General features: G+C 68.4%; 20 protein-coding genes, 1 tRNA gene and 1 pseudogene. 7 read left to right on the top strand and 15 right to left on the bottom strand.

Features of this window, described 5'->3' with window-relative positions; all coding sequences use genetic code 11:
• Positions 1–31: 31 nt before the first annotated feature.
• On the bottom strand, positions 32–910 hold the full coding sequence (locus ETD85_RS03520; RefSeq protein ID WP_240778907.1) for an NAD(P)-dependent oxidoreductase: 879 nt from the start codon (positions 908–910) through the stop codon (positions 32–34).
• Between the two features lie 127 nt (positions 911–1,037).
• On the opposite strand from ETD85_RS03520, the gene ETD85_RS03515 reads away from it, so the two are divergent.
• Positions 1,038–2,009 carry a GlxA family transcriptional regulator gene (locus ETD85_RS03515; RefSeq protein WP_138688114.1) on the top strand — a complete coding sequence of 324 codons (972 nt, stop codon included), beginning with the start codon at positions 1,038–1,040 and terminating at the stop codon, positions 2,007–2,009.
• A 27-nt stretch (positions 2,010–2,036) separates the two neighbouring features.
• Here ETD85_RS03515 and ETD85_RS03510 read toward each other — a convergent pair whose 3' ends face one another.
• Positions 2,037–2,342 carry an antibiotic biosynthesis monooxygenase gene (locus tag ETD85_RS03510; protein WP_138688113.1) on the bottom strand — a complete coding sequence of 102 codons (306 nt, stop codon included), beginning with the start codon at positions 2,340–2,342 and terminating at the stop codon, positions 2,037–2,039.
• 185 nt (positions 2,343–2,527) lie between these two features.
• Positions 2,528–2,827: a putative quinol monooxygenase gene (locus ETD85_RS03505; protein ID WP_138688112.1), complete on the bottom strand. Its 300-nt coding sequence runs from the start codon at positions 2,825–2,827 to the stop codon at positions 2,528–2,530.
• 171 nt (positions 2,828–2,998) lie between these two features.
• Between ETD85_RS03505 and ETD85_RS03500 the strand changes: the two genes are divergently transcribed.
• The gene (locus tag ETD85_RS03500; RefSeq protein ID WP_138688111.1) at positions 2,999–3,862 is read left to right on the top strand and encodes a helix-turn-helix domain-containing protein; all 864 of its coding nucleotides are present in this window, start codon (positions 2,999–3,001) and stop codon (positions 3,860–3,862) included.
• A 691-nt stretch (positions 3,863–4,553) separates the two neighbouring features.
• On the opposite strand, the gene ETD85_RS03495 is transcribed toward ETD85_RS03500, so the two are convergent.
• Complete coding sequence (locus ETD85_RS03495; protein ID WP_138688110.1) at positions 4,554–4,955, bottom strand: hypothetical protein; 402 nt, start codon at positions 4,953–4,955, stop codon at positions 4,554–4,556.
• 108 nt (positions 4,956–5,063) lie between these two features.
• Here ETD85_RS03495 and ETD85_RS03490 point away from each other — a divergent pair, with 108 nt between their 5' ends.
• Entirely contained in the window at positions 5,064–5,363 is a 300-nt protein-coding gene (locus ETD85_RS03490) for a DUF1905 domain-containing protein (RefSeq protein WP_240778915.1), read from the top strand.
• A gap of 232 nt (positions 5,364–5,595) precedes the next feature.
• Here ETD85_RS03490 and ETD85_RS03485 read toward each other — a convergent pair whose 3' ends face one another.
• A complete protein-coding gene (locus tag ETD85_RS03485) occupies positions 5,596–6,210 on the bottom strand; it encodes a PepSY domain-containing protein (protein ID WP_138688108.1) in 615 nt (204 codons plus the stop codon).
• A gap of 855 nt (positions 6,211–7,065) precedes the next feature.
• On the opposite strand from ETD85_RS03485, the gene ETD85_RS03480 reads away from it, so the two are divergent.
• Positions 7,066–7,875, top strand: coding sequence for an endonuclease/exonuclease/phosphatase family protein (locus ETD85_RS03480; protein ID WP_138688107.1), 810 nt, complete (start codon positions 7,066–7,068; stop codon positions 7,873–7,875).
• 108 nt (positions 7,876–7,983) lie between these two features.
• Here ETD85_RS03480 and ETD85_RS03475 read toward each other — a convergent pair.
• Positions 7,984–8,754, bottom strand: a pseudogene (locus ETD85_RS03475) (transposase family protein).
• A gap of 555 nt (positions 8,755–9,309) precedes the next feature.
• On the opposite strand from ETD85_RS03475, the gene ETD85_RS64445 reads away from it, so the two are divergent.
• Both ETD85_RS64445 and ETD85_RS64440 read left to right on the top strand, forming a co-directional pair.
• Positions 9,310–10,125 (top strand): N-terminal phage integrase SAM-like domain-containing protein, encoded by an 816-nt coding sequence (locus tag ETD85_RS64445; RefSeq protein ID WP_206058057.1) that lies wholly within the window; start codon positions 9,310–9,312, stop codon positions 10,123–10,125.
• The gene (locus ETD85_RS64440) at positions 10,035–10,586 is read left to right on the top strand and encodes a site-specific integrase (RefSeq protein WP_206058056.1); all 552 of its coding nucleotides are present in this window, start codon (positions 10,035–10,037) and stop codon (positions 10,584–10,586) included. The genes ETD85_RS64445 and ETD85_RS64440 overlap by 91 nt, the downstream gene beginning before the upstream one ends.
• A 69-nt stretch (positions 10,587–10,655) precedes the next feature.
• Here the strand turns inward: ETD85_RS64440 and ETD85_RS03460 are convergent.
• The 9 genes from ETD85_RS03460 to topA form a co-directional block, all read right to left on the bottom strand.
• Positions 10,656–10,729, bottom strand: a tRNA-Thr gene (locus ETD85_RS03460).
• A gap of 56 nt (positions 10,730–10,785) precedes the next feature.
• Positions 10,786–12,210 (bottom strand): alpha/beta hydrolase, encoded by a 1,425-nt coding sequence (locus ETD85_RS03455; RefSeq protein WP_240778905.1) that lies wholly within the window; start codon positions 12,208–12,210, stop codon positions 10,786–10,788.
• Positions 12,211–12,265: 55 nt separating this feature from the next.
• Positions 12,266–13,102 carry a PSP1 domain-containing protein gene (locus ETD85_RS03450; RefSeq protein ID WP_420847226.1) on the bottom strand — a complete coding sequence of 279 codons (837 nt, stop codon included), beginning with the start codon at positions 13,100–13,102 and terminating at the stop codon, positions 12,266–12,268.
• 126 nt (positions 13,103–13,228) lie between these two features.
• Entirely contained in the window at positions 13,229–13,528 is a 300-nt protein-coding gene (locus ETD85_RS62850) for a permease-like cell division protein FtsX (protein ID WP_240778913.1), read from the bottom strand.
• An 80-nt stretch (positions 13,529–13,608) separates the two neighbouring features.
• Positions 13,609–14,781: a DNA polymerase III subunit delta' gene (locus ETD85_RS03440; protein WP_138688104.1), complete on the bottom strand. Its 1,173-nt coding sequence runs from the start codon at positions 14,779–14,781 to the stop codon at positions 13,609–13,611.
• Between the two features lie 95 nt (positions 14,782–14,876).
• Positions 14,877–16,919 (bottom strand): dTMP kinase, encoded by a 2,043-nt coding sequence (tmk, locus tag ETD85_RS03435; protein ID WP_138688103.1) that lies wholly within the window; start codon positions 16,917–16,919, stop codon positions 14,877–14,879.
• A gap of 141 nt (positions 16,920–17,060) precedes the next feature.
• Positions 17,061–17,618: a helix-turn-helix transcriptional regulator gene (locus tag ETD85_RS03430; RefSeq protein ID WP_138688102.1), complete on the bottom strand. Its 558-nt coding sequence runs from the start codon at positions 17,616–17,618 to the stop codon at positions 17,061–17,063.
• A gap of 73 nt (positions 17,619–17,691) precedes the next feature.
• Positions 17,692–19,023, bottom strand: coding sequence for a metallophosphoesterase (locus ETD85_RS03425; RefSeq protein WP_138688101.1), 1,332 nt, complete (start codon positions 19,021–19,023; stop codon positions 17,692–17,694).
• Positions 19,024–19,037: 14 nt separating this feature from the next.
• Entirely contained in the window at positions 19,038–21,719 is a 2,682-nt protein-coding gene (gene topA / locus ETD85_RS03420) for a type I DNA topoisomerase (protein ID WP_138688100.1), read from the bottom strand.
• Between the two features lie 189 nt (positions 21,720–21,908).
• Here topA and ETD85_RS03415 point away from each other — a divergent pair, with 189 nt between their 5' ends.
• The gene (locus ETD85_RS03415; protein WP_090772450.1) at positions 21,909–22,094 is read left to right on the top strand and encodes a DUF5703 family protein; all 186 of its coding nucleotides are present in this window, start codon (positions 21,909–21,911) and stop codon (positions 22,092–22,094) included.
• Positions 22,095–22,303: the final 209 nt, after the last annotated feature.

Here is a 22,303-nt window from a genome sequence, read left to right as displayed (position 1 = left end):
CGCCGCAGGCGACCCTCTCGTACGCGTCCGGTCATCCCCCGGCGGCGGCGGGCTGCCTGAACAGCTCGATCATGGCCGCGTAGCCCTCGCCGCCGTGTCCCCCGGCCACCGCCCGGTCGGCGAGAGCCTTGACGAATCTGGGCAGCTCGGCGCTGACGCCGAGGGCCTCGCTCTCGTGGACGAGGTGCTCCATCGCCGCGAGATGGGTGTCCACGGTGGAGTCCAGGGCCGGATACTTGCCGCTGTCGATCTGCGCCCCGTAGCCCGGCAGCCACTCGGCCACGGTGGACATCCCCTTGACCACGGCGGGGGCGAACGTCGCGGCAGGCACGTCCGCCGTGCCCAGCAAGGCGGCGCCGTGCAGGAAGCCGTTCAGGATGCTCCACATCATGGTCAGCATCGCCATGTCGTACAGCGACGACAGGCCGTGGTCGGCACCCAGGTACACGGTGCCCTCGCCGAGGCTCCGCAGGGTCGGCTCGTGCCGGTCGAAGGCCGGCCGCGGCCCGCTGTAGTAGAGCACGGCGCCGGCCGTGCCGATGCCCTGGGGAACATCCATGATCACACCGTCGAGGTAGTCGATCCCCCGCCGCTCCGCCCAGCGGGCCGTCTCCCTGGCCTGCTCGGACGTACCCGAGGTCAGGTTGACCAGCACCCGGCCGGCGAGCACGTCCTCCAGCGGGTCCAGCAGCTCGCGCACGGCCTGGTGGTCCGAGACGCAGACCACGACCAGCGGGCTCGCCCCGGCCGCCGCCCGCGCCGAGTCCGCGCGCACCGCGCCCTGGGCGGCGAGCTGCTCGGCCTTGCCCGCCGAGCGGTTCCACACGGTCGTGGCATGCCCCTTCGCCAGGAACGCCTGGGCCAGTGCCTGCCCCATCAACCCCAGTCCGATGACCGTGACTTCCGACATTTCGCGCATCTTGTGCCCCCTTGCACCAGTGGTCCGTATCCGCTGACCACGCTCGCATCGGCTGGACCACCCTCAACAGTGGCAGGAGCGACCATCTTCGAACGTTTCCTGCCATACCCTTACGGTCATGACAACCGGCTCCGTCGCGATCGCCATGGCGGGCGACATAGGCGCATGCATGTGGGATCTGTACGAGATCGCCATCCCCTGCTCGGTTTTCGGCATGCCGCAGCCCGATCTGGCCGACCCCTGGTACGACCTGCGGGTGTGCACGGCCGACTCGGCCCCCGTCGCCGACCAGGGATTCTCCCTCCGCACCCGCCACCGTTTCACCGACCTGGCCGCCGCCGACACCGTGATCGTCGCCGCGGTGCCGGAAGCGGTCGTCTACGGCCAGCCGTTCGCACCGGGGCTGGTCGAGTCGCTACGCCAGGCCGCCGACGCGGGCGCGCGCATGGTGTCGCTGTGCTGCGGCGCCTTCGCCCTGGCCGAAGCCGGCCTGCTGGACGGCCGCCGGGTCACCACGCACTGGATGTACACCGGGAAGCTGGCCAAGCGCTACCCGAAGGTGCAGGTCGACGACTCGGTGCTCTACGTCGACGACTGCGACGTGCTCACCAGCGCCGGCATGTCAGCCGCGCTGGACCTGTGCCTCCACCTGGTCCGCTGCGACCTGGGGGCGCACGTGGCCAACCAGCTGGCCCGGCGGATGGTCGTCCCGGCCCACCGCTCGGGCGGGCAGGCCCAGTTCATCGACCTGTCCGTCCCGGTCACGGACGACGAGAGCCTCGGCCCCGTGCTCCAGTGGGCCGTCGAACGCCTCGACCAGCCGCTCACCGTCGACGAGCTGGCCAGACGCGCCGGGATGAGCACCCGGACCTTCTACCGCCGCCTGCAGTCGGTCACCGGCACCACCCCGTTGAAGTGGCTGCTCAACCAGCGGATCGCCCACGCGCAGACGCTGCTCGAAACCACTTCCCTGCCGATCGAGAAGGTCAGCGAGCGCAGCGGGCTGGGGACGGCGACCAACCTGCGCCGCCACTTCACCCGGCACGTCGGCGTGACACCCACCGAGTACCGCCGCACCTTCGACACCTGAGCCCCACCGAACCCCGGCCCGCCGGCCTCAGCCGCTCGCGACGACGGTGTGATGGCTCACCGTCGTATCAAATCCAGTGAGAGCCGCCTCGGCGGCGGGCTCGACCACCGCACGCGAGACCTCCGCCCCGGCGAACCCCTGGATCGTCTCCCACGAGTCCCACATGGTCATGACCTGGAGCTCGACCTGGCCGTCACCGTCGCGGCGCAACAGGTACGCGCCCCGATGCCCTTCGACGCTCCGCAGCGCCGGCAGGACGGACTCGGCGAAATGCCGCTCGTACGCGGCGGCCCCTTCTGCCGTGGCGGTCGCGTGCCAGATCCTCGCGATCATCGCTGCCTCCTGCCGGTGAGATCCCCGAGCCGGATGCTAGCCCCGCCCGGCACCACCACGCAGGGACGTCCACCACCGCGCGCTCACGCACCCTGGGCGCCGACGACCACGGCCCCATCCACACCGGAGGGAGCCGAGGCCGCCACACCTCCCCGGCCACGCTCGCGCCCGGAACAAGGTGTGCCTCAGGCCGGAATATCGGTCAGGCGACGCAGCACGAACGGCTCGGCCAAGATCTCCTCCAGCACCCCGGCAATGCGCTCGAAGTGCGGCAACGTGAAGTGGTACGCCAGCGCCGCAGCGTCGGTCCACTCCTCCAGGAGGATCATCCGGCCAGGCCGGCCGGGGTCAGCATAGGGCTGGTAGCCCAGGCACCCCTCTTCTTCCAGGGGCGGCGCGATCATGGCGGTCAGTTCCTCGCGCAGCCGCCCCTCCTCCCCAGGCTTGGCGACGAAGGTGGCCACGATGGTGAGCGTGTTCGGCATGATGCTCAAGACTCCTGCTCTGGTTGCGATCGACGGTGTCCGCCGAGGCGAACGATGTCCATCCTGCGCACTCCGCCACCGCCCACCCAGAGCCCCGTTCCACCCCGGCAGGCCGTGCCTGGGTCTGACAGGACCAGGCACAAAGCACCAAACATCGCAATACTGAACGACATGGATCGCGCCCAACAGCTCAGCGAGTTCCTCAAGGCTCGCCGCGCCCGCCTGCACCCCGACGACGTCGGGACCACGAGCTTCGGCGGCCAGCGGCGCGTCCCCGGTCTGCGGCGCGAGGAGCTGGCCCTGCTGGCCGGGGTGAGCGTCGACTACTACACCCGGCTGGAACAGGGCCGGGCCCGCAACGTCTCGCCCGACATCCTGGACGCCGTCGCCGAAGCGCTGCGCCTCGACCCTGACGAACGCGGCCACCTGCACAACCTGGCCAAGCCCGCCTCCACCCGCAAGCGGCCCAGCCGTCCCCAGCAGGTCGGCCCGGAGCTACGCCAGGCCCTTGACGCCCTGGCCGGCGTGCCCGCCTACATCATCGGCCGCCGCCTGGACATCCTCGCCTGGAACGACCTCGCCCGCGCCCTCATCACCGATTTCGCCGCCCTGCCCGCGGCCGAGCGCAACATGGCCCGCCTGGTCTTCCTCGACGAGGCCGCCAAGGACCTGTATCCCGACTGGCTGACCAAGGCCCGCGACACTGTCGCCAACCTCAGGCTGGACGCCGGCCGCCACCCCGACGACCCCCAGCTGGCCGGCCTGGTCGGCGACCTGTCCCTGCGCAGCCCCGACTTCCGCCGCCTGTGGGCCGACCACAACGTCCGTGGCAGAACCCGTGGCCGCAAGCGCTTCGCCCACCCCCAGCTCGGCGAGCTCGCCCTCGACTACGTCGCCATGAAGGCTCCCGACGACCCCGACCTGACGCTGATGATCTACAGCGCGCCCCCCGGATCCGACGCCGCCACCTCGCTCCGGCTCCTGTCCAGCCTCACCGCCCCGGCCGCCGCTTTCCCGGCACCGACCACCCGCTGACGTGCCCTCCCCGAGATTCACATTCCGGTAAGAACCGGCAGCCGAGTGAAACTCTTGCTTCGGTCTCGTATGGACGTTCTCAAACGATGGTTGGGCCAGGTCACATACGGAGATCTACGCAACACAGCGCGCTGTGATCAGCACCTTCAAGGGGGAACGATCTCGGGGGGCAAGATGTGTGAATTTCCACCGTCCGCGTTCATCCGTAGTGCACCGTCCAACCCCAGACGAGCCCGTGTGCCGCTCAGAATGGCACTTGTGCTCACCGCCACCATGGGATTCGGGGCCGGGGCCGGCTTTTCCGCCGGCCACGCCATCCAAACGCACAGCCCCGCCATTCCACCCGCCACGCTGAACCCACCCCTGGCCCTGCAAGCTGCGATTCCCCCAGCACTCCCAGCACCGAAGCCACCGCCACCCACCCCGACGCCGACCGCCGCAACAAACCCCGCATCAACCCGGCAGGCGAAAAGTCCCCCAGCACCCGCGAAGCAACGCATACAACCCGCCAAAGCCCCCCGGCACGTGACCGTCCCCAAAAAGCCCACCACCGCCAAGCGCCCGCACCACCTCCGGATCGCCGGATTGAGGGAACGCATCCGCAAGGCCATTTACCACCGAATGCTGAAACACTTGAGAGCACACTCCAGCCCCTGAAAAGGCAGCTGATACGGGGGACCCATCACGCTGATCAAATACCACGGGTCTGGTACGTGCAGCCCGGGCCGGACGAGGCACTCGTGTCGAACCGGGCACCGAATCTCACGAACACCTGGTGCGCCTTCGGCCTCATCACCCAGACGTTCCGCGAGCCCGTCCTGCCGCCCTGATAGTTGAAGGCCTTGAACACGATGTCCGGCCGAGCGTCCTGCATGAAATAGAAGCGGACGGTGTTCTTGCTCCCGACATTGCCGGCGATCCGCCAGGACAACTGGTTGAACAAGTGATGCGTCCCGGACGTCCGGTAACGGGCAGTGATCTCGATGCCGAAGTTGCCGTCCTTGCAGCGTGCGACAAGGTACTGGTCGGCCGATGCCGTGGCCGGCGCGGCCGTGATCGACGTGGCCAGACCCATGGCGGCGACAACAGCCACGTTACGCAGAATCCTCATGGTGTCCCTCCCGTAGGTCGTGAAGCACCATTATTGGAAGGGGCGGTATGGCGCAGGTATGTCAGAGGCGCGTGCCATGCTGTGCCCGTGATGGTCGTCTTCGATGCCGAGTTGTGGATCTGGGATGCCCGGCGGGCTGACAGCTGGACCTTCGTCAGCCTGCCCGTCGATGAGTCCGAGGCGATCCAGGACATGACCGGCGGGTCGCGGCGCGGGTTCGGCTCGCTGCGGGTGCGGGTCACGATCGGCAGGAGCAGCTGGAAGACCTCCATCTTCCCGAGCAAGGAACGCGGCAGCTACGCACTACCGATCAAGCGGACCGTACGCGAGGCCGAAGGTCTCGACGCGGGAGACGTGGCGAGCGTAACCGTCGAACTCCTCGACATCTGATCCCCCGCTCGCGTCCCGCACACCTCAAGGACGGAGCCGGGCTCGGCCCGTTCGCGAAACGACAGCACGCGCCACCGCCCCTACATTCGCCGGCAGCCGACGCGACGCAACTCACTGTTCGACCGACCACCTACAGGACACGAAGCGGTCCGCCGAAGTGCGTCTACCCCACACCCCGGGCCCGACGATCGACCCACAGGCCACAGCAGCAAGCGCGAGTTCCGCTGCTCCTCTAGCCGTTCTTGGTCACGGTCCCGGTCTTGGCATCGACCTTGACCCCCTGCCACGCGCCGTCCGAGGTGACGACATCGACATCCCAGACAAGAAGGTTGTTGTCGTGCCTGTCCAGACTCATATGGATGATCTTGCCCTGCGGCACCGAAGAGGCCACCTTCTCCACCGCCTCCTTGAAGGTCACCTTGGCATCCTTGGCGATGCCCACAACCCGGGACTTCTCCTCCTTACCGGTGTCCTTGACCCTGGGCCCTGAGACCACCTTTCCAGACGCGTCCACTTCCAGCACCCGCTCTGTGCCGTCGGATCCGGCCAGCTGAACCTCCCAGATCTGGCCACCGTTCTCCGACTGAACCGAGAGCACCGTGGAGTCCTTGACGGCGTTCGTGGCCGCAGCACTCACCTTCTCAAGGCTCACCGCATCGCCAGGCGCCTCACTAGGGTCAGCCGGCGGCCCCGACGGTGACATGAGGCCGGCGGCAGCACCCCCCGCGGGCGCCACTTTGACGGCACCGGACTGAGTATCGGCGCCCCCGCAGGCCGCGACCCCGAGCAAGGCCGAGCCACCGAAAATGATGCCGACGATGGTCTTCGTCCGTCTTTCACCCTTCATACCGAAGACGCTGCCCGACCCTCACTAAAGGCACGCCCGAAAGTCGGACAACAGCCCCTCCACGATCGCCCACCCCGCCGACGCCACCTCGACGCCGTACCGTGCCGACCTACACCCGGCCGGTCCTCTGCCCGCCCGCCATGTGGAAGCAACTGCCCGAACGAGGCTGCTGGGCCTCTGACACCCTCAACGTCCACCCGCGCGTGGCCATGCGCATCCTGCGGCACTCGCGGATCCCGGTCACGATGAACGTCTACACGCAGATCGCCACCTTGAGACCCGGAAGGCCCTCGACCAGCCCACCACCAGCCTCGACGGTGAGAACCCGTGACTGCACTCCACTCCTCCACGCCCACGCAAAAGGCCCTCCCGGACGAACCGGAAGGGCCTTTGAACTGGGAGCCGCCTTGGGGATTCGAACCCCAGAGCCCTTCATTACGAGTGAAGCAAAGCATCGTGGTCGGGGCCTGGCGCCGCTGGTCAACCGTGTGACGCCGTACGGGACGATCAGGCTGCGTGAGGCGGCGTTGCTGTACTTCCCTGCTGTACGGCAGACCACAGCAACCCACTTATCCGGTGGCAACCCGGCCCGGAGCGCAGGGCCGCCAGGCCCGAGCACCGGAAGCGGCGCGGCAGTTACGCTTTTCGCACGTCCACGACGGCATCAGTGAGGCTTTTCCCACCTGATCGGGCTGATCAGCAGGAGAGAACCGGGACGGGTTGGCATGAGAAGAGGCTCTCGGCAGCTCGTACGCCCGGGTCTGACCCCATGAAGACCAATAAGCTCCTGGTTGCCAGATGTGCCGGTTGAGCGGTCTTTTGACGGCTCGGATCATGTGTGGAGGGATCTCGGTGATGATGATCAGCCAGCTCGTGATCGCCGGGCTGTTGTTCCCGAACCTGTCCGTACAGGCACAGCCCCCTCTCCTCCACGTGATGACGTGGAACGTCTGTGCGGGCACCAACGCTGGGTGCGCGCTCTTTCGCCGTTCGAACGCCGAGCTGGCCTGGCACGTGGCAGTGCTGGCGACCGAGGCGGACGTGGTCTTCCTTCAGGAGTTCTGCACGGACGCCGACGCCGACCTGGAACACGAGCTCGAACGCCGTACCGGCCGGAATTGGAGCGTCCGGTCGGCTGGGCTGATGTACTCGGACGGTTCCCCGTACCAGTGCCTGCCCGACAGAAACGGCAGGCCGCGGGGGGTGCTGAGCGTCACCCTGGCCGTGGCCGGAGCGGACACCGGCCTCGTCGTGCACGCGCTGACCTCGCCGCCGTGGGGAGCCCGCAGGTACGCCGTCTGCACGGCCGACCGGGCGTTCTGCACCGCGCACTTCTCGTCGGGATCGAGCTACGACGACAGGCAGAAGGGCAGGCCCTACCGGCACATCCAGTTGCGCGAGCTGTTCAAGCTCGGCCGGGGTGTGATCGGCGGCGACCTCAACCTTGTGCCGCGCGACGCCGCGGCGGCCTACAAGGGCCGCGACGAATGCGACCCGCGCCGGCGCTGGACCTACGTGACCCGCAAGCGGAAGATTGATTACGTGTTCGCCGGCGAGGGCCGCCTGCGGAAATGCTTCGTCGATTATGCCCGGAGCACGTGGTCTGATCACGTCCCGCTGCACGCCTGGGTGAGAGCAGGCTCAACGCCGCCTGCACCACGTTGAGCTGGCCCAGCACCAGGTTGTTCGTCATGCCCTACCAGCGAAACGCGGATTTTGCGCATCCAGCTTGCCGGCCAGGGACGAATTGGGATACGCCTTCACTGAGGCCTTTCATCCGTGGGTGAGCTCGTAGTTTTGCAGGACGGCGATCGCCTTGCATAGCTGTCCTGCCTTGTGCGGGCAGCAGCGAAGCTTGCGGAGGATGCGCCAGCCTTTGAGCTGGGCGTTAGCGCGTTCCCCGGGCCCGCGGAGCCGGGCGTGGGAGCGATTGGCCGCCTTTTGTGACAGGGGCTTGTTGCGGCCCTTCTACGGTGTGGCCACCGGGCCTTCGGCGCCTTGGTAGCCCTTGTCGGCCAGGGTCAGCATGCCAGCCTGCGTCAGCGCGCGGAGGACGGCCCAGATGCGGGCGGCGGTCAGGTCGTGGGTGCTGCCCGGCAGCGAGCCGGAGACCCAGATGATCGTGCCGTCTGGAGAGGCGATGACCTGGATGTTCATCCCATGCATGCGGTGCTTGGCCGAGTAGGACGGCCGGTCGGCGCGCACGCGTTCGATGGGGATGAGCATGCCGGCCAGCACCAGGTAGTGCAGGCCGTCTTGCGCGGCGTTGCGTAAGGCGTGGTCAAGCTTGGGGGCGCGGGCGCGCAGCAGGGCTACGGTCTCTTCTACGTACCGCCAGGCGGTGGCCACCGATACGCCGAACCCAGAGGCGAGCTCGTTGTACGTCTCGCCTTTGCGCAGGTAGATCAGGACCAGCAGGGCATGCTAGGCGGGGTTGAGCCGCCGCCAGACGGACCCGATGGCCTTGCGGTGGCGGGGGATGATGCCGGCCACGTAGTTCAGCGTTGGGCGCGATAAATCGACGGCAGCACGATAGAAAAGCATCCGAGCCCCTGGTGGTGACGGCGTTGATTGTGGTGATCCACCCGTCTACCAGGGTTCTTCGCGTTATCAGGCGAACGCCGGGCTCGCGATCATGCTGTGATCAGCAGATGCCCGCCGAGAATGAAAACAGCCCAGCGTGATGGCATTATTTCCGCTTAGTCAGACGACGATTTCTATACTTCTACTGAGAGGCGTCACGTCGATAGGCGAAAAGTTCCCTCCACACCACAACAAGCGATCCCGTGAGTCCGTCGACAATAGCGCCTTGCGGATTCGAATCAGAATACATCCTGCAGTGGACGTGACGGCCAGCAATGAGATTATCCATGAAGGCAGAATGCTCAAAAACTCGATCGGGATACCGGAAATCATGCTTTCGGCCCTCTGATGGAGAATGAGGCGTCGCCAAGGAAAATGACATAGCCATTCCCCGATCGCCTGTATGTAGCCCCTCGAATCCCTGCCTCAGTCCATCGTCGTCGGGGCCCGGTGCCGCCGTATCCCCGCCTCCTCGCTGGAGGCGTACGTAACCCAGCTCTGTGAGGAGGCCGCCTGATGCCCGCCAAGACCACCCTCGCGACACTCGACGAGCCCGAGCGCGGCCCTCGCAAGAGCCGGCGAACCCGGGCCAACAACGAAGGCTCGATCTTCCCGTACAAGAACGGCTGGGCAGGCTACGTCTGGGTCACCACCCCAGAAGGCAAGAAAACCCGCAAGTGGGCCTACGGCAAGACCCGCGAGGAGACCCACGAGAAGTGGCTCAAGCTCCACGAGCAGGCTCGCAAGGGACCCGTGGCCACCAAGCACGAGACCGTGGCCGCGTTCCTGACCCGCTGGCTCGCCGATGTGGTGCAGCCCAACCGCGAGCCGACCACCTACGCGGGGTACGAGGCGCTCGTGCGGCTCTACCTGATCCCGGGATTGGGCAAGAAGCGTCTCGACAAGCTGACCGTCCGCGACGTACAGGCGTGGCTGAACACCCTGCCCACCGTGTGCGCCTGCTGCGCGCAAGAGAGGAAGCGCAAGCAGCCCTGCTGCGCCATCGGCAAGTGCTGCAAGGACTACCCGTCACGGGGCACGATCGAGAGCGTCCGCCGCGTGTTCCGCTCGGCGATCAGCCACGCCATCCGAGAAGAGCTGATCGGCAAGAACGTGGTCTCCCTGACCACGCTGCCAAAGACATCCGTCAGGAAGCGCAAGAGCACGGTGTGGGGCGTCGAGGAGGCCCGGACGTTCCTGGAGCACCTCCGGGCGGCCGACGAGCCCCGTACGCCGCGTTCGTGCTCCTGCTGGTCCTGGGCCTACGTCGCGGGGAGGTCCTCGGCCTCACCTGGGGCGACATCGACCTCGCCGGCCAAGAGCTGTCGGTGAGCCATCAGCTCAGCCGCGTACACGGCGTACTGCTGCACCGGGACACCACCAAGACAGCGGACTCTGACGCCACCCTCCCCATGCCCGCCTTGTGCGCCACCGCTCTACGGCACCGTCGCCGCGTCCAGGACGATGCCCGCCGCGAGGCCGGCGACAAGTGGCAGGACTCGGATCTCGTCTTCACCACCAAGTGGGGTACGCCGATCGAACCCCGCAACTTCAACCGCTCCTTCGAGCTCCACACCAGAAAGGCCAGCCTGCCGCGCATCCGCGTCCACGACACCCGCCACACCTGCGCCTCGATGCTGGCCGCCCTCGGCGTCCACCCGCGCGTCTCCATGCGCATCCTGCGGCACTCGCAGATCTCCGTGACCATGAACGTCTACACCCAGATCGCAAGCCCGGAGACCCGCAAGGCCCACGACCAGCTCAACGACAGCCTCGATGGTGAGAACCCGTAGCTGTACTTCGCTGCTGTACGCCCACGCAAAAGGCCCTCTCGGACGAACCGGGAGGGCCTTTGAGCTGGGAGCCGCCTTGGGGATTCGAACCCCAGACCCCTTCATTACGAGTGAAGTGCTCTGGCCGACTGAGCTAAGGCGGCGTGCTGTTGCAGCGTGAAAGAGTCTACAGGAGCCCAAGGGGTTCTCGCTCCGCCGATCACCCGATGCCAGGACAGACTGTGCCGTCCGCCGGTGCCGTGCCCGTCAGAAGGTATCGGTCCACGGCGTCGTCCACGCACCCCGACCCGTTGTAGTACGCGGTGTGGCCGTCCCCGTCGTACTCCAGCAGCACCCCCGACTCCAGCTCGCCCGCCAGCGCCCGTGCCCAGCGGGAGGGGGTGGCCGGGTCGCGGCTGGTGCCGAGGACGAGGATGGGGGCGGCGCCCTCCGCCTTCAGGGGGTGGGCCTTGAAGGTGGGTGCGGCGGGCCAGTAGGCGCAGGGCAGCGACGACCACATGATGTACGGGCCGAATCTGGGCGACCGCCTGAACGCCTCGGCCGCGCCCTGCCCGTAGGCGGCAGCGTTCCGGGGGTAGGCGCCGTCCACGCAGTTGACGGCGGTGTTGGCTTCCGTCTGGTTGGAGTACGTGCCGTCGCTGTGCCTGCCGGTGAGCTGGTCGGCGTTGCGGAGCAGCAGCGTGCCGTTTCCCTTGAACGCCTGGCGCAGCGTTTCGGTCAGCTCGGGCCAGGAGTTGCGGTCGTAGAGCGGGGTCAGGACGCCGAGCGTGGCCAGCGCCTGCGTCACCTCGCGCCCGTCTCCTTGCAACGGCTGCCGGTCCGTACGGCGCAGCAGCCCGGTCACCTCGTCCAGCGCCCCCTCGACGGTACGGCTCCTGAACGGGCAGCCGTCCTCCGCCAGACATGTCGCGATATATGCGCGCAGCGCTTGCTCGAAACCCGCCGCCTGATCCGCGTTCAGCCGCAATCGGGAGAGCGCCGGATCGAGCGCCCCGTCCAGCACCAGCGCCCGCACGTTGCCGGCGAACATATCCGCATAAACAGCACCCAGGAACGTGCCGTACGACTTACCGAGATAAGTCAGCTTCGCGTCCCCGAGCTCCTGCCGCAGCAGATCCAGATCCCGCGCCACGTCGACGGTGCCCAGGTGCGCGAGCAGCCGCCCGGAACGTCTCTCACACCCCTCCGCGAACCCCCTCGACCCCGCCTCCAGAGCCTGGCGTTCGCGGGCCGAGTCCGGCGAGGTGTCCAGCGCGACGAACGCGTCGAGCTGCGCGTCATCCAGGCACTCGACCGGCGCCGACCCGCCGACGCCGCGCGGGTCGAATCCCACGACATCGAACCGCTCACGCACCTTCGCACTCAGGATGATCCGGGCCGCCCGCGCGTATTCCACCCCCGAGCTGCCCGGCCCGCCTGGGTTGACCACCAGCGACCCGATCCGGTCTCCGCCGGCAGGCAACCGGATCACGGCGAGATCGAGCCGCTCGCCGCCCGGCGCCGCGTGGTCCAGCGGCACTCGCAACGTCGCGCACTCGAACCCGCCACCGCACTCGGACCAGGCCAGCCCGCTCGCGGCTTGCTCACCCGGCGCACAACCGGAGCCGAGCGCCGCCACAGCCACAACGACGACAGCGGCGGCGGCCCGCCTCCTCACGCCTCGTGCGCCCAACCCGCCCTCAGACCGGGTCCGAGTCGCCGTACGTCGAGTCGTACGCCTTGCGCGGCCCGCACACGCTGGCCTTCGAGCAGGCGCACCGGCGCCCGCCGTCGTTGAGCCGCACCACCACGGAGTCGGACGGTACGTTGTGCCCCACCACCGTGCCGGCCCCCTGCGGGGTCTCCACGCTCGCGCCCACCCGTGGAGCCGACGCCCGGAACTCCTGGTAAAGCGGATGCTCGTACTTCAGGCAGCACATCAGCCGCCCGCACGCGCCCGCGATCCGGAGCGGGTTGACCGGCAGGTCCTGGTCCTTGGCCATCCGCACGGAGACCGGCTCGAAGTCCTTCAGGAACGTGGCGCAGCACAGGTCGCGACCGCAGGGGCCGATCCCGCCCTGGAGCCGCGCCTCGTCCCTCGGCCCGATCTGCCGCAGCTCGACCCTGGCCCGGAGGTTGCGGGCCAGGTCGCGCACCAGGGCGCGGAAGTCCACCCGGTGCGGCGCCGAGAAGTAGACCGTGTAGACGTTGTCCTGGTCGAGATAGTCGATGCCGACGACCTTCATCGGCAGGGTGTGCCGTTTGATCAGCCGTTTGGAGACGCTGCGGGCCTCGGCCCTGCGGCGCTTGTTGGACTCGTCACGGGTGAGATGCTCCTCGCCCGCCGGTCCCGCGCACACCGGCAGTCCGTCGATGTCTTCGCTCGTGTATTGCGGTGCCCACACGCACTCCGCCACCTCTGGCCCGGAATCGGTTGGTACGAGCACCTTGTCGCCGACCTTGGGGCTGTGCCCGCCGGGATCGAGGTAGTAGAGCCTCCCATAACGGGTGAAGCTCACGGCCATGATCATTCCCATGGGCTCGCGCTCGCCTCCTGACGGCCTCGGGGTCTTACCGCCTTCGGTGCCACATTACGTGTGTCCGTCCGCTGACGGCGCGGGGTGGGCGCGGCATTTCGGCAGGGCCTGGTCGCGCCCGCCGCATCAGCCGCCGGTGGGGCACACCTTGCCTGCCGGCAGCTGGAGCAGAAAATGATCGCGGAGCCGGGACTGTTCGCCCACGCAAACGGGGTTGACGACCTGGCTGACCCCGGGCTGCCGGCTGAGCTTGCTCAGCGCCTTCGCCCACTTCGTCTCCGGCCGCATGGTCAGCCTGAACGACTGGGGCATGTCCGCTATTTTGGTCGCTTTGACCAGCGCATCCTGGCTCTTGAAAGCGCGCTTGAAGTTTTCGTACGCCGTCGCCTGGTCCTCAGAGACGAAGGACTCTCGGCAGCCCGGCATGGACGGCGTACACAGGAAGACGGTGCCGCCCTCGACGACCCTGTCCGCGAGTCCCTGCCCCCGCCACACCCCCGCGTCGGTCAGGGACGCAGCGCGAGCATCATCGCCTCGACCGCGATCTGCGGATTGACGTTCGCCCCGAGCCGTTCCCTGCACTGCATGATCGCATCGATCCGCCGCAGCGTTTCCTCCGGCGTGCAGGCCCTGGCCAGTTGGTCGAGGTCAAAGCGGATGTCGTCGTTCGCCAGCTCCACCCCGGCCCCGAACTGCATGGCCAGCACGTCCCGGTAGAACGACACCAGCTCCAGCAACGCCGAGTCCAGCGAATCCCGCTTGATCCGGGTGGCCCGCGACTTCTGCCGGTCCTCCAGCTCCTTCAGGGCTCCCGCCCCGCCGCGGACGAGCCCGCGGTTGAGCCCCTTGCCGGTGGATCCCTCGCCGTACAGCCTGCGCAGGTCCGTCGTCTCACTCTCGTTGAGCGTGGTCGTGGCGGCGGCGGCCTCTTCCTCCGCGGTCTTCACCAGCCGTTCGGCGGCGGAGATGCACTCGCCGACCCCGGTCAGCGAGCGTGGGATGCCCAGCACGGCCTCACGACGTCGCCTGACGCCCTCGTCCAGGGCCAGCGCCCGCGCCCGGCTGATGTGCCCCTGAGCCGCTCGCGCGGCGAACGTGGCCGTCTCCCACGGCACGCTGTCGCGGGTGGCCAGCACGTGCGCCACGGCCTCCGTGCCGGGAGTGGTCAGGTTGACCGCGCGGCAGCGCGACCTGATGGTGATCATCAGGTCGTCCAGAGCGGGCGCGCAGAGCAGCCACACCGTACGGGGCGGAGGCTCCTCGATGGCCTTGAGCAGGGCGTTCGCGGCGGATTCGGTGGCGCGGTCGGCGTCCTCGAACAGGATGACCCGCCAGCGCCCCTGCGTCGGCGCCCCTGCCGCCCGCAGGATGAGCTCCCTGGTCTGCTTGACGCTGTAGGAAAGCCCCTCAGGACGTACGGACTCCAGGTCGGGGTGCGAGCCGATGAGCACCTGATGGCACTGGTCGCAGTGACCGCAACCGCCGTCGGGGCACATCAGCGCGGCGGCGAACGCCCGGGCGGCGTCTTCACGCCCGGAGCCCGGAGGGCCGGTGAACAGCCAGGCGTGCGTCATGCCCGCGCCGCGCCCGCCCTCGACGACCTCACGCGCCGCCGCCGAGGCCCGCCTCAGCACGGCCGTCGCCTGGTCCTGCCCGACGAGGTCATCGAAAACTGTCACAGAGGTAAGGCTAGCCGCGGATGGCAGGCGTCGTACCCGTGACGTTCCAGCCGCGAACGGCAGGCACGCGCCGGCACCGTCACGGCGGCCAGCCGCTAGTCGCGGATGGCCGGCATCGTGCCGGTGGCGTCCTCCGACTCCCTGGGCACCGGGTCGGGCAGGAGCTCGTGGATGCGGTCCTGGATCTGCCGGGTGATCGCGTTGATCGCCAGCGTGCCGTCGACCACGAGATAGCGCTCGGGCGCGGCCGCCGCCAGCGCCCGGAACTCCTTGCGCACCCGCTCGTGGAAGTCCAGCGGCTCTGCCTCGATCCGGTCGGCCGCCCCGCCCAGCCGGGTCAGCCCCACCTCGGGCGGCGTGTCGATGAGCACGGTCAGGTGCGGCACCAGCCCGCCCGTCGCCCAGGCGTTGATCTTGGACACGTCCTCGGGGTCGAGCGCCCGGCCCGCGCCCTGATAGGCGAGTGAGGAGTCGACGTAGCGGTCGGTGATCACCAGCGAGCCCCGGTAGAGGGCCGGCCTGATGACCTTCTCCACGTGCTCGGCCCGGTCGGCGGCGTAGAGCAGCGCCTCCGAGCGCGCCGAGAGCCCGCGCTCGGCCGCGTCGAGCAGGATCGCCCGCAGCCGCATGCCGACCTTCGTGGACCCGGGCTCACGCGTCTGCACGACGTCGAAGCCCTGGTCGCGCAGCCAGATGGCGATCAGCCTCGACTGGGTCGTCTTGCCGGAGCCCTCGCCGCCCTCGAACGCCACGAACAGCCCGGGCACATGCTCGGCCGGCTCCGTGGGGAAGCGCTCGCCACGCACCGCGGCGAGCAGGTCGGCGGACAGGGGCACGCCCTTCTTGTCGTCCATGTGGCGCAGGGCCAGGATGCCGACGGCCGTGGCGAGCGCCCCGCCGATCAGCAGCACCAGGTTGGTCCCGTCGAACCGGTAGGCGAACTCACCCAGCCCCAGCTCGTGCACCCCGAAGAGCGCGGCCAGCGGGTTGGCCACGGCGACCACGAGCAGCAGCGTGACGCGCGCGGTGGACTGCAGGAAGGAGAACGTCCGGCCGCGCAGCGCGTCTTCGACCTCCAGCCCGATCAGGGTGTAGCCGATGATCCAGGCGATCCCCGCGCACGCCCCCAGCACCACGGTCAGCATGACCACGATGACCAGGTTGTGCACGAGCGCGATCGCGGCGAGCACCAGGCCCGCGACCGTGATCGCCAGCCCGAACAGCCGCCGCCTGGACAGCTGGTGCAGCAGCCTGAGCCCGAAGAACATGCCCAGCGCCATGCCGACGAAGACCGCGCCGAACACCACGCCGTAGGCCGCGTCGCCGCCGCCGAGGGCCACCACGTAGATCTTCGCGACGCCCACCACGGCCCCGCCCGCGGCGAACGCCCCGAGCATGCCGATGATCAGGCCGCGGACCAGCCGGTTGCCGCCGACGTATTTCCAGCCCTCGATGATCTGCTTGAGCACCGAAGGCGTCGAGATCGTGCCGTCACGCTTGGGGATGTCTCGCAGCGTGAAGATGAGGAAGGCGGAGACGAGGTAGGCGCAGGCGTTGACGAACAGCGCCACCCCCGTGGTGTCCCGGCCGGACAGGAACGGCACCATGCTCGTGGCCACGTCGCCCACCACGGACAGCGCCGCGAACAGCATGGCCGCGATCGGCGCGGTGCCGTAGGTGACGAGCAGGTTGAGCTGGTTGGCCGACTCGAGCTGCTCCTTGGGCACCAGGTTGGGCACCGTGGCGTCCTTGGCCGGGACCCAGAACAGGTTGACGCACTCGACCAGGATGGTCGCCACGATCAGCCACTGGTAGCTGTAGACGAACGGGATCGACAGCACGATGGCGAAGCGGGCCAGGTCGGCCCCGAACATCGTCAGCCGGCGGTCGAACCGGTCGGCGAACACCCCGGCGAGCGGCCCGAGCAGGACGGCGGGCAGCATCTTGGCGATGAACACACCGCCCACGGCCAGCGACTGCACACGGTAGTCGCCCTGGGTGAGATTTCCGGCGAGGGCGGTCACGGCCAGGATGTTGAGCCAGTCACCCAGGCTGCACACCGACATAGCCGTCCAGAGCCGTCGGAACGGCGCATTGGCCAGCACGTGAGTTGGGCGGCGTCGGCCAGGGGCAGTCATGATTTCAGCGTATCCAGGTGTTGGCCAGAAGCGGGTAGTCAAGAGATGAGCCAGATATTCCCGGCTGCACGTGGCTGAGGGTATTACGATCGCGGGCCGGTGCGCAGGTTACACACCTGGAATAGGCCCCCAAAAACATCATCAATTCACAACTCCGGCCTCATGTCGGGCCTCTTCCACCAAAGGCCACCATCCGGCACGGATCTCCGGCGGCAGAACGAGCTCGTCCCAGAGCTCGACGAGCAGCACCCCGTCCACGTGATCGAGCAGCTCCTGCGGACTCCCCTCGCGTAGGAGCGCGACGTAGGCCGCCCGCCGCTCATCCCTGTCGGCCAGATCGTAGACCCGCCCGCCCAGCCGCGCGACACCCAGCGCGGCGGCGACCGGCAGCCGCGGCAGCCGGCTCGGCACGTGGAACGCCCGGCCGTCCGCGCCCGCATGGGCGGCGAACTCGACCTTCGCCTCCAGCACCAGCCGGAACCCGGCGGCGTCGAGGATGCGCCCCGCGGTCTCCAGCGTCGGCGACTTCCTGCCGTGCTCATAGGCCGACAGCGTCGTCCTCGACGTGCCGCTGACGCCGGCCAGCGCCTTCTGATTGAGACTCGCGGCATGCCTGGCCTGCTTGAACAGCAGCCCGCCGCGCTTGGCCCAGAAGGCGACCTCCTGCTGAAGCGCCTCCTCCACCGGCGAAGAGACCATGCTGCACCTCCGAAGGGTATCCGGTTGGATACTACGCCACGATGGCACGGCGTGACCACCGGACAGCGGAAGGTCAGCTGCGCAGCTCCAGCAGCGTGATCTCCGGCGGAGCCCCGACGCGCACCGGCGGCCCCCAGAACCCGGCGCCCCTGGACACGTAGACCTGCACGCCGTCGACCGTGGCCAGGCCCGACACCACCGGTTGCTGCAGCCCCACCACCAGGTTGAACGGCGCGATCTGCCCGCCGTGCGTGTGCCCGGACAGTTGCAGGTCCACGCCGTGCCGCGCGGCCTCGGAGACCTGGATCGGCTGGTGCGCGAGCAGCACCGTGGACCGGCCGGCGTCGCGCCCGCCGAGCGCCTTCGCGAAATCGGGGCCGTCCCCGGTGGCGGCGCCGCCCACGTCGTTGACGCCGGCCAGGTCGAGCACCGCGCCCTGGTGCCTGATCTCCACGCGTTCGTTTCGCAACGAGCGGACACCGAGCTCCCCGAGCTCCTCGATCCACTCGCCTGGGCCTTCCGGCGCGAAGTATTCGTGATTGCCGGTGACGAAGAAGGCCCCGTAACGGGACTCGAGGCTCTTCAGCGGCTTGGCCAGTGCGCCGAGCTGGGCCACCGACCCGTCGACCAGGTCACCCACGATCGCTACGACGTCGGCCTCGAGCCCGTTGATCATGCGGACGATCCGCTCGGTGTGCCCGATGCCCGTCAGCGGGCCGAGATGGATGTCGCTCACCACGGCGAAGCGCAGGCCGCCGAGCCGCGAATCCAGCTTGGGCAGCGCGACCTTGACCCGTTCGATCACGGGGTCGCCGAGTGCGGCCGACATGCCGTACCCGACCGTGGCCAGCGCGCTCACGCCCGCGATGGCGGCGGTGGTCCGCCCGAGAAAGAGCCGCCTGCTCATGTCGCCCGCCACCGCCCTGGCCGCGGCGGGCGCGTCCTCCCCGGAACCAACCGGAGACACCGGAGACTCCAAACCAGCCGGAGGCTCCAGACCAGCCGGAGGCTCCAGACCGGCCGCAGGCCCAGAGGAGGGTTGATCCGCCGGTGCGGCCGTGCCCGCCAGGACCGCGACCGGCTCGGGCGTCGCTTCCGGCGCCCGCTCCCGACGCCCGGCCCTGCGCAGGACCGCCGCCACCACGGCCCGCGGAATCTCCAGCACCGCGAGGATCACGACCAGGTAGAACATCACCGCCAGCCAGATGTAGCCCGGCCAGGCCACCCAGCTCTCCAGCCCCATCCTCGCGCCCACGAACGTCGTCACGAGCACCGCGAGCAGAGCCGCCAAACCCCAGGTCAGCGACTTGCGTAACCGCCCGGGGCCCGTGGTGCGGCGGACCAGCCGGTGCCACAGGTAGTAATGCGCCAGCAGCACCGCGGCCACGAAGATCAAAACGAACACATAAACGATGCTACTTAGGATTTGGCCGCCGGCTTCTTCGCGGGTGCCTTTTTCGCCGGAGCCTTCCGCGTGGTCTTCTTCGGTGCCGGAGCCCGCTCACGACGCTCGGCCAGCAGCTCGGCCGCCCGCTCGATCGTGATCTGCTCCACCGTGTCGCCCTTGCGGAGCGAGGCGTTCGTCTCCCCGTCTGTCACGTAGGGCCCGAAACGTCCCTCCTTCACCACGACGGGCTTCTTGGAGGCGGGATCGTTGCCCAGCTCGCGCAGCGGCGCGGCCGCCGCGGCCCGCCGCCCCCGCTGCTTGGGCTGCGCGAACAGCTCCTTCGCCTGCTCGATCGTGACCGTCAGCAGGTCTTCTTCCGAAGCCAGCGAACGCGAGTCGGTGCCCTTCTTCAGGTACGGGCCGAACTTCCCGTTGTGCGCCACGACCTCCTCGCCGTCCAGCTCGCCCACGGGCCTGGGGATCGCCAGCAGCTTGAGCGCGTCGTCCAGCGTGATCGTGTCGAGCGACATCGTCTTGAACAGCGAGCTCGTACGGGGCTTCGGCGCGTCGGCCTTCTTCGTGCGCCGCTTCGGAGTCTCCTCCTCCGACGGCTCCGGCAGGATCTCCGTCACATAAGGCCCGTACCGGCCGTCCTTCGCCACGATCATGTGCCCGGTCACCGGGTCGGGCCCCAGCTCCCGGTCACCCGTCGGCCGCGAGAACAGCTCCTCGGCCTTCTCCGCGGTCAGCTCGTCGGGCGTCATGTCCTCGGGCACGTTGACCCGTGCGCCGTCCCTGTCCAGGTAGGGGCCGTATCGGCCGACTCGTAGAACGATATCCGAGTCCCGGACGGGGAACGAGCTGATCTCCTTGGCGTCGATGTCGCCGAGGTCGGTGACCATCTCCTTGAGACCCTCGTCACCGTCGGCGCCGTAGTAGAAGCGCTGCAGCTCGGGCACCCGTTCGGCCCGGTCGTTGGCGATGTCGTCGAGCACCTTCTCCATCTCGGCCGTGAAGTCGTAGTCGACCAGGTTGCCGAAATGCTGCTCCAGCAGGTTGACCACCGCGAACGCCAGGAACGACGGCACCAGCGCCGTGCCCTTCTTGAACACGTAACCGCGGTCGAGGATCGTCCCGATGATCGAGGCGTACGTCGAAGGCCGCCCGATCTCCCGATCCTCCAGCTCCTTGACCAGCGACGCCTCGGTATAGCGGGCCGGCGGCTTGGTCGAGTGGCCGGCCACGTCGAGCCGCGACACGGTCAGCGCGTCGCCCTCCGCGAGGTTCGGCAGCCGCTTCTCGGAGTCGTCGCGGTCGGTCGACGGGTCGTCGGACCCCTCGACGTACGCCTTCAGGAACCCATAGAAAGTGATCGTCCGGCCGGAGGCGCTGAACTCGACGTCCTCGCCCGACGACGACCTGCCGCCCACCTTGACGGTGACCGACTCGCCGACCGCGTCCTTCATCTGCGAGGACACGGTCCGCTGCCAGATCAGCTCGTACAGCCGGAACATGTCACCGGACAGCCCGGTCTCGCCCGGCGTGCGGAACTCCTCGCCGGAGGGCCGGATGGCCTCGTGCGCCTCCTGCGCGCTCTTGACCTTGCTGCTGTAGACGCGCGGCTTGTCCGGCACGTACGCGGCGCCGTACAGCTTGATCGCCTGCGACCGCGCGGCCGCGACCGCCGTCTCCGACAGCGTGATGCTGTCGGTACGCATGTAGGTGATGAAGCCGTTCTCGTAGAGCCGCTGCGCGACCTGCATCGTGTACTTGGCGGAGAACCCCAGCTTCCGGCTGGCCTCCTGCTGCAACGTGGTCGTCCGGAACGGCGCGTACGGCTTACGCGTGTACGGCTTGCGCTCCACGGACTTGACCGCGAACGACGCCCCCTGGAGCCGGCCCGCCAGCTCGCCCGCGGCGGCCTCGGACAGGTGCAGCACGTCGGCGTTCTTCAGCCGGCCCGTGCTGGCGAAGTCGCGCCCCTGCGCCACCCGCCTGCCGTCGACCTGCGTCAGCGTCCCGGTGAAGTCGCGCGGCCGCTCCTCGGCCTTGTTGGTGTCGAAGAGCGCCTGCAGGTCCCAGTAGTGGGCGGGCGTGAACGCCATCCGCTCCCGCTCGCGCTCCACCACCAGCCTGGTCGCCACGGACTGCACGCGACCGGCGGACAAGCGGGGCTTGACCTTCTTCCACAGGACCGGGCTGACCTCGTAGCCGTAGAGGCGGTCGAGGATGCGCCGGGTCTCCTGGGCGTCCACCAGGCGCAGGTTGAGGTCGCGCGGGTTGGACACGGCGTCGCGGATGGCCTGTGGGGTGATCTCGTGGAACACCATGCGGTGCACCGGCACCTTGGGCTTGAGCACCTCACGCAGGTGCCACGCGATGGCCTCGCCCTCGCGGTCCTCGTCAGTGGCCAGATAGAGCTCGTCAGCGTCCTTCAGCAGCTGCCGCAGCTTGTTGACCTGCGACCTCTTGTCGGCGTTGACCACGTACAGCGGCTCGAACTCGTGCTCGACATTGACACCCAGACGCGCCCATGGCGCCCCCTTGTACTTCTCGGGGATGTCGTCGGCCCTCTCCGGCAGATCGCGGATGTGGCCGATGCTCGATTCGACGATGTAGCCGCGCCCGAGGTACCCGGCAATCGTCTTCGCCTTGGCGGGCGACTCGACGATCACCAGGCGTGTTCCGCCGGCGCTGCCGTTCTTGGCTGGCACGCTGCTTCCTACCTCGCTGTTCGCTTGCAAATCCCCCTGCCGGGAGTCGGCACAGACTGAAAGGTAACCCGACTCGCGGAAATTTCCTTCCCCCGGGCTACCCACTAGCTTCCGGGTCCACCCGCAAGCACGCAGAATAAGGCCCATCGAGCGGCATGGCGCCCTGACTCACCCTGGAGACTAATCGTTGTGCTCGACTACTCCTACATGGATATCTTCATTCCACGCGACCTCACTCGCGAAGCAGCACGTCAACTGCTGACCGAACACGCAGAGTACGGGCAGTGGGAGCTCGCGCGCGTCCGTGTGCATCCGGACGGCAGCCGGCACGTACGGCTGCGCCGCAAGGTCATGCGGGTCCGCAGGACGCTCTGAACGTGGACATGGCTTTGCCCGCCCCGGGCCGCGCCCCCGGAACGGGCAAAGCGTCTATCGCTGACTGCTCACGGGCTGTGAGCAGTAGCCGTACTTGGTTTTCGTGCTATCCGTTTTCCTGACTTCTGACCGAACCGGAACTCGCGGGACCGCTTGTCCGCGGCCGGACCGGAACCGGCCGGCCGTCTGCTTGCGGCCGAACCGGAACC

It is taken from the genome of Nonomuraea zeae, from assembly GCF_005889725.1.
GTDB lineage: Bacteria > Actinomycetota > Actinomycetes > Streptosporangiales > Streptosporangiaceae > Nonomuraea > Nonomuraea zeae.
The sequence above is the reverse complement of the archived record's forward strand: the minus strand, read 5'-3'. Positions and strand labels throughout refer to the sequence as shown.

Excerpts from the sequence above, each read along its gene's own strand:
- ETD85_RS03520 (WP_240778907.1), bottom strand. The coding sequence starts at position 910 with ATGTCGGAAGTCACGGTCATCGGACTGGGGTTGATGGGGCAGGCACTG.
- ETD85_RS03515 (WP_138688114.1), top strand. The coding sequence starts at position 1,038 with ATGACAACCGGCTCCGTCGCGATCGCCATGGCGGGCGACATAGGCGCA.
- ETD85_RS03510 (WP_138688113.1), bottom strand. The coding sequence starts at position 2,342 with ATGATCGCGAGGATCTGGCACGCGACCGCCACGGCAGAAGGGGCCGCC.
- ETD85_RS03505 (WP_138688112.1), bottom strand. The coding sequence starts at position 2,827 with ATGCCGAACACGCTCACCATCGTGGCCACCTTCGTCGCCAAGCCTGGG.
- ETD85_RS03500 (WP_138688111.1), top strand. The coding sequence starts at position 2,999 with ATGGATCGCGCCCAACAGCTCAGCGAGTTCCTCAAGGCTCGCCGCGCC.
- ETD85_RS03490 (WP_240778915.1), top strand. The coding sequence starts at position 5,064 with ATGGTCGTCTTCGATGCCGAGTTGTGGATCTGGGATGCCCGGCGGGCT.
- ETD85_RS03485 (WP_138688108.1), bottom strand. The coding sequence starts at position 6,210 with ATGAAGGGTGAAAGACGGACGAAGACCATCGTCGGCATCATTTTCGGT.
- ETD85_RS03480 (WP_138688107.1), top strand. The coding sequence starts at position 7,066 with ATGATGATCAGCCAGCTCGTGATCGCCGGGCTGTTGTTCCCGAACCTG.
- ETD85_RS64445 (WP_206058057.1), top strand. The coding sequence starts at position 9,310 with ATGCCCGCCAAGACCACCCTCGCGACACTCGACGAGCCCGAGCGCGGC.
- ETD85_RS03450 (WP_420847226.1), bottom strand. The coding sequence starts at position 13,102 with ATGGGAATGATCATGGCCGTGAGCTTCACCCGTTATGGGAGGCTCTAC.
- ETD85_RS62850 (WP_240778913.1), bottom strand. The coding sequence starts at position 13,528 with ATGCCGGGCTGCCGAGAGTCCTTCGTCTCTGAGGACCAGGCGACGGCG.
- tmk (WP_138688103.1), bottom strand. The coding sequence starts at position 16,919 with ATGACTGCCCCTGGCCGACGCCGCCCAACTCACGTGCTGGCCAATGCG.
- ETD85_RS03430 (WP_138688102.1), bottom strand. The coding sequence starts at position 17,618 with ATGGTCTCTTCGCCGGTGGAGGAGGCGCTTCAGCAGGAGGTCGCCTTC.